Source organism: Nonomuraea sp. NPDC049421, assembly GCF_040677005.1.
GTDB classification, from domain to species: Bacteria; Actinomycetota; Actinomycetes; order Streptosporangiales; family Streptosporangiaceae; genus Nonomuraea; species Nonomuraea salmonea.
Window position 1 is genome coordinate 26,300 of sequence record NZ_JBFAQA010000002.1, and the last position, 13,604, is coordinate 39,903.

General features: G+C 71.1%; 16 protein-coding genes. 7 read left to right on the top strand and 9 right to left on the bottom strand.

The features are described from left to right. Positions 1 to 15: 15 nt before the first annotated feature. Together AB0K18_RS03655 and AB0K18_RS03660 are read left to right on the top strand one after the other, a co-directional pair. Complete coding sequence (locus AB0K18_RS03655; protein WP_364909290.1) at positions 16 to 1,842, top strand: sugar-binding domain-containing protein; 1,827 nt, start codon at positions 16 to 18, stop codon at positions 1,840 to 1,842. A 148-nt stretch (positions 1,843 to 1,990) separates the two neighbouring features. Beyond that, positions 1,991 to 3,307, top strand: coding sequence for an AI-2E family transporter (locus AB0K18_RS03660; RefSeq protein ID WP_364909293.1), 1,317 nt, complete (start codon positions 1,991 to 1,993; stop codon positions 3,305 to 3,307). Positions 3,308 to 3,421: 114 nt separating this feature from the next. Here AB0K18_RS03660 and AB0K18_RS03665 read toward each other — a convergent pair whose 3' ends face one another. From AB0K18_RS03665 to AB0K18_RS03690, 6 genes are all read right to left on the bottom strand, one after another. Further along, positions 3,422 to 3,880, bottom strand: a complete 459-nt coding sequence (locus AB0K18_RS03665) for a hypothetical protein (protein ID WP_364909296.1) — start codon at positions 3,878 to 3,880, stop codon at positions 3,422 to 3,424. A gap of 93 nt (positions 3,881 to 3,973) precedes the next feature. Then, positions 3,974 to 4,804 carry a toll/interleukin-1 receptor domain-containing protein gene (locus tag AB0K18_RS03670; protein ID WP_364909298.1) on the bottom strand — a complete coding sequence of 277 codons (831 nt, stop codon included), beginning with the start codon at positions 4,802 to 4,804 and terminating at the stop codon, positions 3,974 to 3,976. 40 nt (positions 4,805 to 4,844) lie between these two features. Then, on the bottom strand, positions 4,845 to 5,756 hold the full coding sequence (locus AB0K18_RS03675; RefSeq protein WP_364909301.1) for an oxidoreductase: 912 nt from the start codon (positions 5,754 to 5,756) through the stop codon (positions 4,845 to 4,847). Positions 5,757 to 5,858: 102 nt separating this feature from the next. Beyond that, positions 5,859 to 6,167 (bottom strand): hypothetical protein, encoded by a 309-nt coding sequence (locus tag AB0K18_RS03680; protein WP_364909304.1) that lies wholly within the window; start codon positions 6,165 to 6,167, stop codon positions 5,859 to 5,861. 119 nt (positions 6,168 to 6,286) lie between these two features. Beyond that, positions 6,287 to 6,553, bottom strand: a complete 267-nt coding sequence (locus AB0K18_RS03685) for a YciI family protein (RefSeq protein WP_364909307.1) — start codon at positions 6,551 to 6,553, stop codon at positions 6,287 to 6,289. Between the two features lie 62 nt (positions 6,554 to 6,615). Continuing rightward, positions 6,616 to 7,065 carry a carboxymuconolactone decarboxylase family protein gene (locus AB0K18_RS03690; RefSeq protein ID WP_364909309.1) on the bottom strand — a complete coding sequence of 150 codons (450 nt, stop codon included), beginning with the start codon at positions 7,063 to 7,065 and terminating at the stop codon, positions 6,616 to 6,618. An 82-nt stretch (positions 7,066 to 7,147) separates the two neighbouring features. Between AB0K18_RS03690 and AB0K18_RS03695 the strand changes: the two genes are divergently transcribed. Then, on the top strand, positions 7,148 to 8,014 hold the full coding sequence (locus AB0K18_RS03695) for a sigma-70 family RNA polymerase sigma factor (protein ID WP_364909312.1): 867 nt from the start codon (positions 7,148 to 7,150) through the stop codon (positions 8,012 to 8,014). A 327-nt stretch (positions 8,015 to 8,341) separates the two neighbouring features. Here the strand turns inward: AB0K18_RS03695 and AB0K18_RS03700 are convergent, their stop codons facing one another. Next, complete coding sequence (locus AB0K18_RS03700) at positions 8,342 to 9,196, bottom strand: SDR family oxidoreductase (RefSeq protein ID WP_364909315.1); 855 nt, start codon at positions 9,194 to 9,196, stop codon at positions 8,342 to 8,344. Between the two features lie 97 nt (positions 9,197 to 9,293). Between AB0K18_RS03700 and AB0K18_RS03705 the strand changes: the two genes are divergently transcribed. Continuing rightward, positions 9,294 to 9,971, top strand: coding sequence for a TetR/AcrR family transcriptional regulator (locus AB0K18_RS03705; protein WP_364909318.1), 678 nt, complete (start codon positions 9,294 to 9,296; stop codon positions 9,969 to 9,971). A 155-nt stretch (positions 9,972 to 10,126) separates the two neighbouring features. Here AB0K18_RS03705 and AB0K18_RS03710 read toward each other — a convergent pair whose 3' ends face one another. Then, positions 10,127 to 11,275 (bottom strand): hypothetical protein, encoded by a 1,149-nt coding sequence (locus AB0K18_RS03710; RefSeq protein WP_364909321.1) that lies wholly within the window; start codon positions 11,273 to 11,275, stop codon positions 10,127 to 10,129. Further along, the gene (locus tag AB0K18_RS03715; protein ID WP_364909323.1) at positions 11,272 to 11,505 is read right to left on the bottom strand and encodes a hypothetical protein; all 234 of its coding nucleotides are present in this window, start codon (positions 11,503 to 11,505) and stop codon (positions 11,272 to 11,274) included. Before AB0K18_RS03715 ends, AB0K18_RS03710 begins: the two co-directional genes overlap by 4 nt. Positions 11,506 to 11,576: 71 nt before the next feature. Between AB0K18_RS03715 and AB0K18_RS03720 the strand changes: the two genes are divergently transcribed. Genes AB0K18_RS03720 through AB0K18_RS03730 form a run of 3 tightly spaced genes read left to right on the top strand, consistent with a single transcriptional unit; the run spans position 11,577 to position 13,602 of the window. Beyond that, entirely contained in the window at positions 11,577 to 11,933 is a 357-nt protein-coding gene (locus tag AB0K18_RS03720; protein WP_364909326.1) for a hypothetical protein, read from the top strand. Further along, complete coding sequence (locus tag AB0K18_RS03725; RefSeq protein WP_364909329.1) at positions 11,930 to 12,811, top strand: ATP-binding cassette domain-containing protein; 882 nt, start codon at positions 11,930 to 11,932, stop codon at positions 12,809 to 12,811. Before AB0K18_RS03720 ends, AB0K18_RS03725 begins: the two co-directional genes overlap by 4 nt. Continuing rightward, positions 12,808 to 13,602, top strand: coding sequence for an ABC transporter permease (locus tag AB0K18_RS03730; RefSeq protein WP_364909332.1), 795 nt, complete (start codon positions 12,808 to 12,810; stop codon positions 13,600 to 13,602). The genes AB0K18_RS03725 and AB0K18_RS03730 overlap by 4 nt, the downstream gene beginning before the upstream one ends. The last annotated feature ends 2 nt before the right edge of the window (positions 13,603 to 13,604 follow it).

Below are 13,604 nucleotides of genomic sequence, written 5' to 3' on the forward strand. Positions count from 1 at the left end.
ACCCTCCACGAGAAAGTGAGCATCGTGCCCGACATCCCTCAAGTGCCCCGCCCGGAGTACCCGCGCCCGCAGTTCGTCCGTACCGAGTGGCAGTGCCTCAACGGAACCTGGCAGTTCGAGCGGGACGCCGGCGACTCAGGGCTGGAGCGCGGGCTGCTGGAACGGGACCTGTCCGGCGAGATCGTCGTGCCGTTCTGCCCCGAGGCGCCGCTGTCCGGCATCGGCGACCCCGACTTCCACCCGGCCGTGTGGTACCGCCGCAGCGTGCGGGTGCCGGAGGAGTGGGCGGGCCGGCGGGTGCTGCTGCACTTCCAGGCCGTGGACCACGACGCCACCGTGTGGGTGGACGGCGCCGAGGCGGGCCGGCACCGGGGCGGGTTCACGCCGTTCAGCTGCGACCTGGCCGCCGCGGCCGATCCCGGGCACACGTACACGGTGGTCGTCAGGGCCAGGGACCCGCGCACCGGGCCGCAGGCGCGCGGCAAGCAGGTCCGCACGTACGAGGGGCACGGCCCGTGGTACGGCCGCACCACCGGCATCTGGCAGACGGTGTGGTGCGAGCCGGTGCCCGACGTCCACCTCGGCCGGCCGCGCATCACCCCGAACGTCGCCGCGTCCGCGTTCCGCGTCACCGTCCCCGTCTCGGCGAACCGGCCGGGACACCAGGTCCGGGTCACGGTCTCCGACGCGGCGGGCGAGGTCGTCCAGGCGCGGGTCCGCGCCGACCTCGACCTCGCCGCCGAGCTGTGGCTGCCGCTGCCCTCCGACCGGGTACGCCTGTGGTCCCCCGAGGACCCCCACCTGTACGACCTGCGCATCGACCTGCTCGACGCCTCAGGCGCGGTCGCCGACACCGCCGCCAGCTACGCCGGGCTGCGCTCGGTCTCCATCGACGGGCACGCCATCCTGATCAACGGCGTCTCCGTCTTCCAGCGGCTCGTGCTCGACCAGGGCTACTACCCCGACGGCCTGATGACCGCCCCCTCCGACGAGGCCCTGCGCCGCGACATCGAGCTGGGCATGGCCGCCGGATTCAACGGCGCCCGGCTGCACCAGAAGGTGTTCGAGGAGCGCTACCTCTACCACGCCGACCGGATGGGCTACCTGGTGTGGGGCGAGTTCGGTGACTGGGGCGCCGACGTCGGCGGGCCGCCCGGGGACAACCAGCAGCCGACCGCGTCGTTCGTCACCCAGTGGCTGGAGGCCGTCGAGCGCGACTACTCCCACCCGTCCATCGTCGGCTGGTGCCCGCTCAACGAGACCGCGCAGCGCCGGCACGACCGCATCACCGTGCTGGACGACGTCACCCAGGCCATGTACCTCGCCACCAAGGCGGCCGACGCCACCCGTCCCGTCCTCGACGCCTCCGGCTACTCCCACCGCGTGCCCGGCGCCGACGTCTACGACTCGCACTGCTACGAGCAGGATCCCGAGCTGTTCGGCAAGATGATGGACGGGCTCGCCGAGGGCCGTCCCCATGTCAACGCCGACGCCGACGGGACGCCGTGGTCGGTGCCGTACCAGGGGCAGCCGTACTTCTGCAGCGAGTTCGGCGGCATCTGGTGGAACCCCGGCGTACGGCAGGGCGAGTCGTCCTGGGGGTACGGCGAGCGTCCCGCCACCGAGGAGGAGCTGCAGCGGCGCTTCGCCGGGCTGACCGGGGTGCTGCTGGACGACCCCCGCATGTTCGGCTACTGCTACACGCAGCTCACCGACGTCTTCCAGGAGCAGAACGGCATCTACCGCTTCGACCGCACCTCGAAGCTCGACGTGGCCCGCATCCGTGCCGCCCAGCAGCGCCCGGCCGCGATCGAACAGGCGGAACGCCCGGCCGCGGGCTGACCTCCGGGCCGGGGGACCCGGCCGCGGCGAGCGCGACCCCCACCCGCACACCGATCCCCCGATGCGAACCCATGGCGGTGATCGTGCATGGGAGCTTGGATCTGGGAAGAGACTGGTGGTGGAACCAAGGTCCGGTCAGGAGAACGCCATGACCAAGCCCGCAGAGCCGCGCGGCCCCCGCGCCGAGGACCCTCGTCGCGGCGCGGGGAAACTCCGCCCAGAAGAGCGTTCCGGGGAGCCGCGGCGCGTCCAGGTGCTGCTCTCGCCCGCCAACGTGTGGCGGGTCGGGTTCGCCGTCGTCGCGGTCGTCGTCGTGGTGTACCTCATCCGCTTCATCCTCACCGACGCCGGATCGCTGGTCGTCGTGGTGGTGATGGCCTGGTTCCTGTCGCTGGCGATGGAGCCCGCCGTCGGCCGCCTGTCGCGGCACATGCGGCGCGGCGTCGCGGCCGTCCTGGTGATGATCGGCATCGCGCTGTTCGCCGGGCTGTTCCTCTACCTGTTCGGGAACCTGTTCGTCGAGCAGGCCGCGCTGCTCGTCCGCGCGCTGCCTGAGGTGGTCACCGGCGCGATCGACTGGGTCAACGGCAGATTCGGTACGCGCTACGAGATCTCCACCATCCTCAGCTCCATCAACCTCACCCCGCAGCAGGCCGCCGACTACGCCCAGGACCTGGTCGGCGGCGTGCTGGGCCTGCTCGGCACGATCACCGCGGCGCTCTTCAACACCTTCGCCCTGCTGCTGCTCACCTTCTACTTCTCCGCCGACGGCCCCCGGCTGCGGCGCTGGCTCGCCCAGCTCCTGCCGGGCCGCATCCAGCAGGTCTTCCTGACCGTGTGGGACGTGTCGCTGGTCAAGACCGGCGGCTACGTCTCCGCCCGGCTCATCCTCGCCACCATCAACGCCAGCACCTCGGCCCTGGTGTTCTCGCTGATCGGCATGCCGTCGTGGCTGGCGCTCGGCGTGTGGACGGGCGTGGTGGCCCAGTTCGTCCCGACGATCGGCACGTACATCGCGATCGCCCTGCCCACGGTGGTGGGCCTGGTCTCGCCGAGCCCCTGGGTCGGGGTGGCGGCGCTGGCCTGGGGGATCCTGTACCAGCAGGTGGAGAACCTGACGCTGGAGCCGCGCATCAGCGGCCGGTCGGTGAACATGCATCCCGGGGTCGCCTTCGCCGGCGTGCTGCTGGGGGCGCAGCTGTTCGGGGCGGTGGGCGCGCTGCTGGCGGTGCCGGTCCTGGCCATGCTGCTGTCGCTGGTCGACACGTTCGTCTCGCGCAAGGAGATGATGCCGGTCATGCCCGAGGTGCCGGAGGCGTACCTGGACGAGGACGAGGGCCCCGCCGACCCACCGCCACCCGGCTCGGAGCCGGAAACGGGGGCGGGAGCGGACAAGGCGGGCGCGAAGGGCGACCGGCCCGCCGTCGGCTCCGCGCCGCCCCGCCCACCGGGCCGCGCCAGGTGAGCTTCGGGTGAGCTTTTCCCGAGGCGCGCGGCGCTAGGTGAGCTTCGGGTGAGCTTTTCCCGAGGCGCGCGGCGCTAGGTGAGCTTCGGGTGAGCTTGCCCGAAGCGCGCGGCGCTAGGTGAGCTTCGCCTCCCCGCCCGCCGGGGAGCGGGCCTCCAGCTCGGCGGCCTCCCCTGCGGCTTGGGAGCGCTGCTTGAGCTCGGCCTCGTATACGTGCCGCCGCCCGCCCGTCAGCCGGTCCCGCACCTCCTTCTCGACCGCGCGGAACGTCGCGTAGTAGTCGTCGTCGTACGCCTCCACGATCTGGAACGTCCAGCGCCCGGGCAGCACGTCGCGGCCGACCAGCTCGGCCGCGAGCAGCCTGGCCAGCTCGTCCTGCCCGGCCTCGCGCAGCATCCCCACGGCCTCGTGCAGGGTCGCGTGGGCGGAGCCGGTGAGCTGGTGGAAGGAGTAGAGGTGCCCCCGTGCGCGCTCGACCGTCTCCAGCGCCTCCGACACCAGACCGGCGGCGCGTACCGCCTGGTCGTCCGCGCCGTCCGGCCGGCGGTGGTTCTGATCGGGTGTGTATGCCATGCACTCAGCGTTACCCGCTGCCGCCCGGAGGATGCGCGCGCCACCGCCACGTGCCGCCCGGGACGCTCCCGCACGAGGACGAAGCGCCGGACGTCAGCCGCCGCCCAGATGCCGCACGATGACGTCCACGCACGCACCCAGCGCGTCCGCTCCGTCCGCATCGTTCCAGGTCATCAGGAACGTGTTCGGCGCCTCCGCGTCGAGCAGCCGGTACGGCGTCATCCGGGTGTGCGGGCCCCGGTGGACGGCGAGCACCACGGCGACCCGCTGCTCGTTGCCACGGAGCTCGCGTTCGGCCTGGCCCAGGATGTGCCCCTCGGTCGTCGAGGGATCCGGCCACACCGCGACGCCGATGCGCAGCAGCGCGACCTCCACCACGCACGCGAGCCCGCCACCCGTGCGCTGGACGAGGTAGCCGAAGCGCCGGGCGCCCCTCTCCAGGTCGCCGGTGACGGTCGCGGCGAACTCGTCCACGACCGGCCTGCGCAGCCCCGGCGCCTCGGCAGGCTGATCGCCGGACAGCGGCAGCCCGTGCAGCGGGACGCCGATCGCCGCCCCGAGCGCCGCGAGCCCCCGCTCGTAGTCGGTCAGGTCGATCTGCTGGAAGACCGACAGCAGCGGCGGCACCGCCACCGGGCTCAGCACGACGGGCAGCACCCTGATCTTGCCCTGCGCGGCCCGGTCCACGGCCGCGGCGACCTCCAGCTTCACCCATTCCTTCGTCAGCGACGCCGGAGAGAGCAGCGCCAGGAAGCAGTCGCTGCCCTCCAGCCCCGCATCGATGGCGGCGGCGAAGGGCGTACCGGGGGCGATGCTGTCCGGCGCCATCCACACGGTGACCCCGGCCGCGCGCAGGTCGGTGGCCAGCCTGCGGGCGCGTTCGAGGTCGGGGCCGGCCGCGTAGCTGACGAAGACGCGTGTCACCTCCTCATTGGAGCGTCCCGGGCGGGGAGCGGCAAGCCGTTCACGAGGGGAGGTCGTAGGTGACGCCCGTGAGGCGTTCCGACAGGTCCCAGAGGCGGGCGGCCGTGGCGGTGTCGTACAGGGCGCGCTCGCGGGTGCGCCGGGTGGGTTCGCCGCGGATCTGCAGGGGGCCGTCGGGCACGATGTACGAGCCGCCGGGCAGGTCGGGGACGGTGGCCGCGTACAGGGAGGTCTTGGCACCATCCGGCGCGGGGCGGAAGGCGGCGCGCTCGGCCAGGCGCATGGCGGCCAGATAGAGCCGGCTGCGTGCGCTGTTGGCGCCGCCCGTCATGACGTTCGTCCTGGTGAAGCCGGGCTCGACGGCCATGCTGCGCAGCCGCAGCCCGGCGGCCTCGGCCCGGCGCTGGAGCTCCATGGCGAAGTAGAGGACCGCGCGCTTGGTGCGCCCGTAGTGGAAGGCCGAGCGGTAGGAGTGTTCCGCGTTGAGGTTGCCCAGGTCGAAGCGGGCGAACCGGTGCGCCATGCTCCCGACGGAGACCACCCGCGCGGCGGGCGCGGCGAGCAGGCGCGGCAGGAGCAGCCCGGTCAGCGCGAACGGCCCCAGATGGTTGACGCCGAACTGCGACTCGAACCCGTCGGCGGTCCGCGCGTACGGCACCATCGCGATCCCCGCGTTGTTGACCAGCAGGTCGAGCCGGTCGTGATCCCACGAGGCGGCGAAGGCACGTACGGACTCCAGGCTCGCGAGGTCGAGCGAGCGCAGCTCAAGCCGCGCGTCGGGCACCTCGTCCCGCATCCGCCCGAGCGCGTCCTTCCCGCGTTCGGGATCGCGGCAGGCCAGCACGACGTGCGCGCCACGGCGGCTCAGCTCGCGCGCGGTGACGTACCCGATGCCGCTGTTGGCGCCGGTCACGACCACGATGCGGTCAGATTGGTCGGAGATATCGGTCAAACTCCAAGGACGGGGGATGCCCATGCTCGTCACCTCGCGCCGAGGCCCGGGTACGGAGCTCACGGCCTGTACCCGGGCTGGGATCGTTGCGATCGGGAAGTGTCAGTACTTCTTGATCTGGTAGGAGTGGCCGGTCGCGTTGCGGTTGCCGGAGCAGGTGGCGACGGACTGTCCCGAGATGCCCGAGGAGACGACGACCCACGGGCCGTACGTGGTGCCGGTGGGGCACTTGGCCACCGCCCGCACGTATCCGGAGCCACTGTTGCAGCTGGCCCAGGTCTTGTACTTCTGGTAGTAGATGCCGCTGTGGCAGTCGCTCGGCACAGGGTCGGCATGAGCGGTGCCCTGGGCCAACGGGATGACCGCGGTGATGGCCGCGGCCGTCACCACCGCCATGATCATTTTACGCATGGCGGAATGGTACTGGAAGCGCGTGTTTCGTCAGGGCCATTTGACCGGTCTCGCCCTTCCTTGTGAAGGTCCGCGTGTCAGGGCCGGGCGTCCGGCCCTGACACGAAGAACGCCGCCCGTCACCCGAGGATCGGGGTCCACTCCTTCAGCAGCGCGATGTCGTACGCGTCCACCGCCGTGTACGGGTCATCGTCCAAGATCTCCCGGAGTTCCGCCTCGTCCGCGACCTCATAGATGTGCATCGCACCCTTGTCGTCGGCCCACGGCCCCGCGGTGATCAACCGGCCCTGGTCGAACAGCGCCTGCAGATGCTCACGATGCGCCGGGCGCACTCTCAAGCGGTCATCCTCGTTCTTGAACTCCATGTACAGCACAAATCTCGCCATAGCCGTCAGATTAGTACTGAACGATCTTCGGGGCGGAGGCGGCGGCGCAGGTTTCTACCCGTTCACCAGGTCTTGCCCGCCTGCTCCCGAACCGTGTGGTTGATCAGGTTGAAGAAGTTGGTCAGGGCGATGTGCAAGATGATCGACGACAGCTGATCCTCGTCGAAGTGCGCGGCGGCGGCGTCCCAGATCTCGTCGGTCACACCGGGCGCGCCGTCCTGGATGCGGGTCGCCGCCTCGGCGAGCGCCAGCGCCGCCCGCTCGGCGTCGGTGAAGAACGGCGTCTCGCGCCAGGCCGCCACGCTGTGCAGGCGCTCGTCGGTCTCCCCGGTCTTCTTCGCCGACGCGACCCCGGCGTACACGCAGGGGCTGCAGCCGTTGATCTGGCTGGCCCGCAGGTGCACCAGCTCCAGCACCCGCGCATCGGCGCCGCCCGAGTGGACGGCCTTGTAGAGGTGCTGAACGGCGGTGGTCACGTCCTGGTTCGGCGTCCGGTTCATACGTGCTTGCATGGCTCTTGCTCCTTCATCGGTTACCTGTGCCCTTCCGGGCTCGTCATCCCCATGACGGAGCGGATCCGAGGAAGGTAACAACATGTCCCACATCAGCCCGGCGCCGGCCGAGACGTTCGAGGCGCAGCGCGACCGGCTGCACGCGGTCGCGTACCGCATGCTGGGCTCGCACGCCGACGCCGAGGACGTGGTCCAGGAGGCGTGGCTGCGGCTCTCCCGCCAGGACGCGGCGGCCATCCACAACCTCGCCGGCTGGCTGACCACCGTGGTCGGGCGCATCAGCCTGGACGTCCTGCGCTCGCGCCAGTCCCACCCCGAGACCTTCCTCGACGGCCCGGCGCCCGTGGTGGTGGACGACGGCGCCGTACCGGAGGACGACGTGGCGCTCGCCGACTCGGTGGGGCTCGCCCTCCTCGTCGTGCTGGCCACGCTCACGCCGGGCGAACGGCTGGCGTTCGTGCTGCACGACCTGTTCGCGGTGCCGTTCGACGAGATCGGCCAGATCCTCGGCAAGTCCACCGCCGCCGCCAAGATGCTCGCCAGCCGGGCCCGCAGGAAGGTGCAGTCGTCCGAGCGGCCCGCTGCCACGGGACGTGAGCAGCGCGTGGTGGTCGAGGCCTTCCTGGCGGCGGCGCGCGACGGCGACTTCGAGGGCCTGCTCCGCGTCCTCGACCCCGACGTGAAGCTGACGGTGGGCACCCCCGGCGGCCCGGTCGTCGTCCTCGGCGCCACCGCGGTGGCCAACGGCGCCCGCCTCCGCCTGGCCGCAGGCGTCGGCCCGAGCCAGGAGGTGCTCGTCAACGGCCTGCCGGGCGTGGTGGCCCGGCACGAGGACGGCACCCCGCTGTCGCTGCTGGCCTTCACCGTCACCGACGGCCGCATCACCGCCATCTCGGTCGAAATCGACCCGGAAAAACTCGCTCGCATCGACCTGCCGGCGCCGGCCTGAGCCGACGAGACACGCTACGGCCCTCGCCATCCCCCCACCTGTATGACGTCGGCGTTCACCGGGCACGAGCGGTCTCGCAACGATATGAGCGGACTCTCATTCCGAGGGTGCCGCGGCTCCTGCCCGGGAAGAAGCGGGCGGTGTGGTCGTCGGCGGGGAAGCAGGCCTCGACGGCGATGTCGTCAAGGGTGACGTCGAAGACGGCGCCGAATTCCCCACGGAATGTTCTGGCCGGACGGCGTGGAGCGGCGACCCCCACCTCGATCGAGACCGGACCGCCGGGAAGATCGAGGCCGCCTCAGGGCCACGCGCTCGGCGCTTCCGGGATCAGCGGGAGTTCAAGGCGGCCCGCAACGCCTCCTCGACGGACGTCGCCGGATGGCCGATCGCGGTCTCCAGCGCCGGGCTGGTCACGTCGAACTCGCCCTTCCGGGACGCCGTGAACATGGTCAGCATGAACTCCGCCACCGGCCGGGGCAGCCCGCTCGCCGCCATCCACTCCTCGTCGTCCACGACGACGCGCTCGATGCGCCGGCCGGTGATGCGGGTGACGATGGCGGCGACGTCGGCGAAGTCCAGCGTGTGCGGGGCGGTCAGCGGCGGGGTGATGCCGTCGAACGCGCCGGCCTCGGTCAGGGCGAGGACGGCGGCCTCGGCCAGGTCGTCGTGGGCGGTCCACGACACCGGGCCGTCCTGCGGCACGGCGAGCGTGCCGGTCTCGAGGGCCGTCTCGATGTAGGGGCCGAGGGTGGAGGCGTAGAAGCCGTTGCGCAGGGCGGTGAAGGGGACGTCCTGCCGCTTCAGGTGCTCCTCGGTGGCCGCGTGCACCTTCTGCGGCGGGAAGAGCGAGCCGGGGGAGGCGGCCTGGTGGCTGGTGTAGAGGATGCGCCGCACGCCCGCGGCGCGGGCGGCGTCGACGGCGGCGAGGTTGGCGGCCGTGGCGGCGTCGCCGCGGATGGCGGCGGAGATCACCAGGACGCGCTCGGCGCCCTCGAACGCGTGCTCAAGGGTGGCGGGGTCGGTGAAGTCGCCCGCCCGGACGCGTACGCCCCGCGCGGCCAGGCCGGCGGCCTTGCGCACGTCCCGCACGCTCACCCCGACCCTTTCCGCGGGTACGCGCTCCAGCAGGCGGTTGACGATCTTCGACCCGAGGCGGCCGGTGGCTCCCGTGACGATCAGCATGGGGGACTCCCGTTCTGGCTGTTTCCAGTGGAACGAGAACAACGTTAACACTGATATTTCCATTGGCAACAACAGTGGTACGGATATCATCGCTCGCATGGCGCAGACCCAGCAGCGGCGAGACCTCACCCGCGACCGCATCGTGACGACGGCGGCCGGCCTGCTGCGCGACCACGGGCCGCAAGCGGTGACCACCCGCCGCGTCGCGCAGGAGGCCGGGCTGCAACCGCCCGCCCTCTACCGCTTCTTCCCCGACAAGGAAGCCCTGCTGGACGCAGCCGCCGAGCACGTCTTCGCCGAGCACGTGGCGGGCAAGCAGGCCGCCGCGCCCACCGGTGACCCGGTGGCCGACCTGCGCGCCGGATGGGACACCCAGATCGGCTTCGGCCTGGCCAACCCCCACGTCTTCAAGCTGCTGCTCAGCCGCCCGCGCGACACCCCGGCCCAGGCGGAGGGCCTGCGGGTGCTGGCCGAGCGGGTGCACGCCATAGCCGTCGCCGGCCGCCTCAAGGTGAGCGAGGAACGCGCCGTCAACCTCATCCACGCGGCCGGCGTCGGCACCGTGCACACGTTGCTGAGCCTGCCCTCCGAGCACAGCGACCCCCGTCTGTCCGACGCCGCCTTCGGCGCCGTCGCCGCCGCCATCCTCACCGACGAGCCCGCCCCCGCCGACGACCCGGCCGGCGTGGTGACCACCTTCCGCACCCTGCTGCCAACCCTGTCCACGCTCACCAAGGCCGAGGCCGCCCTACTGGAGGAGTGGCTGCGCCGCTGACGTGGACGACCACCCGGATGAGAATGGAGTTCTCGCATACGGCGTCCATGACCCCCCGCTCGGGTCCGTGTCACCAGCCGCGATCGACGCGCTGCTGCGCGCGGGCGTCGACCGCAACGACGACACCCGTCAGCAGGGAGGCCCGGACCGGCGAATCATCGGAAGAGACTGTGCTTCTCCGGCAGGTCGACGACGCCCGCCAGCGCCAGTCCCGCCAACACGATCAAGGCGACGGCGAGGACACCGAGCAGGAGCCAGGCGATCGGATGGCCGAGATTGAGGGTCCATGAGGAGGAGCCGAGACGGGCGTGCACGAGCAGAGCCGGGTCGCGGCGGTTGACGTAGACGGTGCCGGCGAGGAACCAGTGGCGGTCGTCGTCGCGCTGGCCGGCTCCGGTGTCCTCCAGTTCCTCACCTGGCAGAGCGGGGAGCCGGTGCCCGGCCTGGCCCACCTTGATCTCCCATATCAGCCAGCCGCCCAGCAGCACGATGAGCGGGACATGGACGGCCACCTGCCAGGCGATCGCGGGGGTGACGATCTCCCACAGCTGCAGGGCCGCGAAGAACAGAGCCAGGTTCAGACAGGCCGCGGACAGCAACGACATCACCGCGATACCGCGCAGGTAGATGCGGTAGCGGCGGGCTGAACCTCGGGGTCTGGCGGCATCGAGGTCGGGGCGGGCGCGTAGCGCGGCCAGGACTGTGGCCAGGACCGTCACGGTGATGACGACCTGGTAGATCACCGGTTGGAAGGCGTTCAGCACGGTTGTGGGTGCACGCTGGGAGGAGGCTGTGCCGTACCCGAGAAATGGCGGCAGCGTGGCGGGCAGCCCGCCGTAGCGTGCCCAGCCGATGGCCGCGGTGAGCAGCAGCACGGACAGAGCGGGCAACCCCCACACCCACGGCACGCGGACCGGGTCGGTGCGGAAGGTGGTGTCCACGGTGACGCCCTGACGCCGCTCGGCCGCCCACCGGCCGGCGAGCTTGGCGGCGCGCACCATGCGATGAGCGCGGTAGAACAACAGCAGGTCCACGACGATCACCACCGTCGTGGCGATGCCGATCGCGACGGCGGATCCGGTGATCAGCAGTCCAAGGATCGAGACCGCTGCGGCGAGTGCGGCCACCAGGCCGGTCATGCGAGCGTAGAACCGCCGCGCAGTGGTGATGGCGGGATCGCCCACCCGCTGGATGCCGACGCGTACTCCGAACGGCAGTGTGGGCCTGGCCAGCGCCGGGAGCGCCAGCATGAGGGACGTGACCAGTGCGATGAGGATCAGGTCGGCGCCGAGGAGCGGGATCACACGCTCTCCTCGAAAGCGATCGGCAGAGCCTCGCACCGGCCCAGCACATCCTGCCGGTCGATGCCGTGGACGGTGGCTTCTGCCAGCAGCACGCGCATGCGTTCCTCCCAGTCGTCGATGAAGGGTGCCTCGGGCGGGCCGGTGCCGGCATCGCGCCGTACGGCCGCGCCGCTCTCGCGGTTGATCCGGATGACGCCCTGCTGTCGTAGCAGGGCGTAGGCCTTGTTCACGGAATGGACGTTGATGCCGACACTCTATCTGATATACAACTAATAGAACAGATAGTTATGGAGGACACATCATGCTCCAGGTAGAGATTCACCAGGAGACGCTGACCATCGGCTTCGCCCCGTGGACACGGCTGTTCACCAGGACCAGCGCGGTGAATGTTCCGCTGGCGGAGATCGCCGAGGTGCACCTGCTCGACCGGCCGCTCGCGGCCGCCACGGGCACGCACTACGGCCTGCTCGTCTCCGGCGTCATCAAGGTCGGCACCTGGACGTCCCTGACCGGCGTCAAGCGTCTGGTCGCCGCCCGACGAGAGGTCACCGGCCTGCGGATCGTCCTGAAGAACCGGGTGCCGGGCCACGACGAGTTGATCCTCAGTGTTCCGGACGCCGAACAGCTTCAGCGCCGGCTGATCGCGGTGATGGCATGAACATCGAGGTACATGGCCTGACCAAGGCGTTCGGGCCGGTAGCCGCCGTCACCGACCTCAGTTTCGAGGCCGGAGCGGGGAACGTCACCGGATTCCTGGGGCCGAACGGCGCCGGCAAGACCACCACCATGCGGATGATGCTGGGCCTGGTCACGCCGACCTCCGGCACCGCCACGTTCGGCGGCAGCCGCTACGCGAACCTGCCCCGCCCGTCGGCCACCGTTGGAGCCGTGCTGGACAGCGCGGGCTTCCACCCCGCCCACACCGCCCGCGACCACCTGCGGGTCTACGCCCGCATGGGCCGGTACAGCGCGTCCCGGGTCAAGCAGGTCGCCGACGTGACCGGGGTGTCGGCCTTCGCCGATCGCCCCACGCGTACCCTGTCCACCGGCATGCGGCAACGCCTCAGCCTGGCCACCGCGCTGCTCGGCGATCCCCCGGTGCTGCTGCTGGACGAACCGAGCAACGGCCTGGACCCTGAAGGCATCGCCTGGCTGCGGCACTTCGTCCGCGAACTGGCCGCCGAAGGCCGCACCATCCTCATCTCCAGCCATGTGCTCGGCGAGATCGAGCACATGGCCGACCATGTGGTGGTGATCCGCGACGGCCGGCTGGTCACCACAGGACCCATCACCGGCTTGTACGGCACAGCCGTCGTGCTGGTCCGCTCCCCGCAAGCTGACCTGCTCGCCGCCAGGCTGATGGAGCGCGGGACCCGAGTGGAACATCCGCAACCCGACCTCCTGCGCATCCACGGCCTGAGCGCCGCAGAGGTCGCCACCGCAGCCGCCTCCCACGCCGTCACCCTGCAGGAGATCACCCCCGAACGCCCCACTCTCGAACAGGCGTTCCTGCACCTCACCGGAGGTTCCCGATGACCGCGCTCCTCGCCGCCGAATGGACGCGCCTGACCAGCAGCAGGCTCTGGCTGTGGGGTCTGCTGGCCGCGCTCGGCAGCGGAGCACTCGTGGGCCTGCTCGCCCTTGTCGGGCCGGAGAACTTCACCCCTCCGCTGCCCGGGCTGGACACCGCCCAAGGCACCCACGTGCTGCTGGGCCTGCTCGGCCTCACCGTCTTCGCCCCCGCCCTGCTGGGCACCATCGCGGTGTCCTCGGAGTATCGGCACCGGACCATCACCACCACGACCTTGTTCGCTCCCAGACGCTGGACCTGGCTGGTGGCCAAGCTGGGGGTCTACACGGGGGCTGGGCTCGCCTACGGCGCGATCGCCGCGGCCGTGGCCGGCGGCGCTCTGTTCGGGGTGGCCATGCTCAAGGGCATCACGCTCGCTCTTCCGACCGTCATGGTCGTGGCCTTGTTGGCCCGCATCGCGCTGACCATGGCCGTCTACACTCTGCTGGGCGCCGCGGTGGGTGCTCTGCTTCGCAACCAGGTGACCGCTCTCGTCGCCGTCGGTGCCTACTTCTACATGATCGAGACCGTGTTGATGCTCGTCCCGGGAATCAAAGTGCTCTATCCCTATCTCCCGGGCGGCGCCACCGCCGCGCTGACCGGCTTCACTTATCTGGCGGATGCCGTGGCCAGTCAGACCGGTACCTCGGCGGCCCGGCTGCTGTCCGCGCCGGCCGGTGGTGGCCTCCTGGTCGGCTATGCCGTGATCGCGGCTGCCATCGCCGTCGCGGCCCCGTTGCGGCGAGACATCCTGTGAGC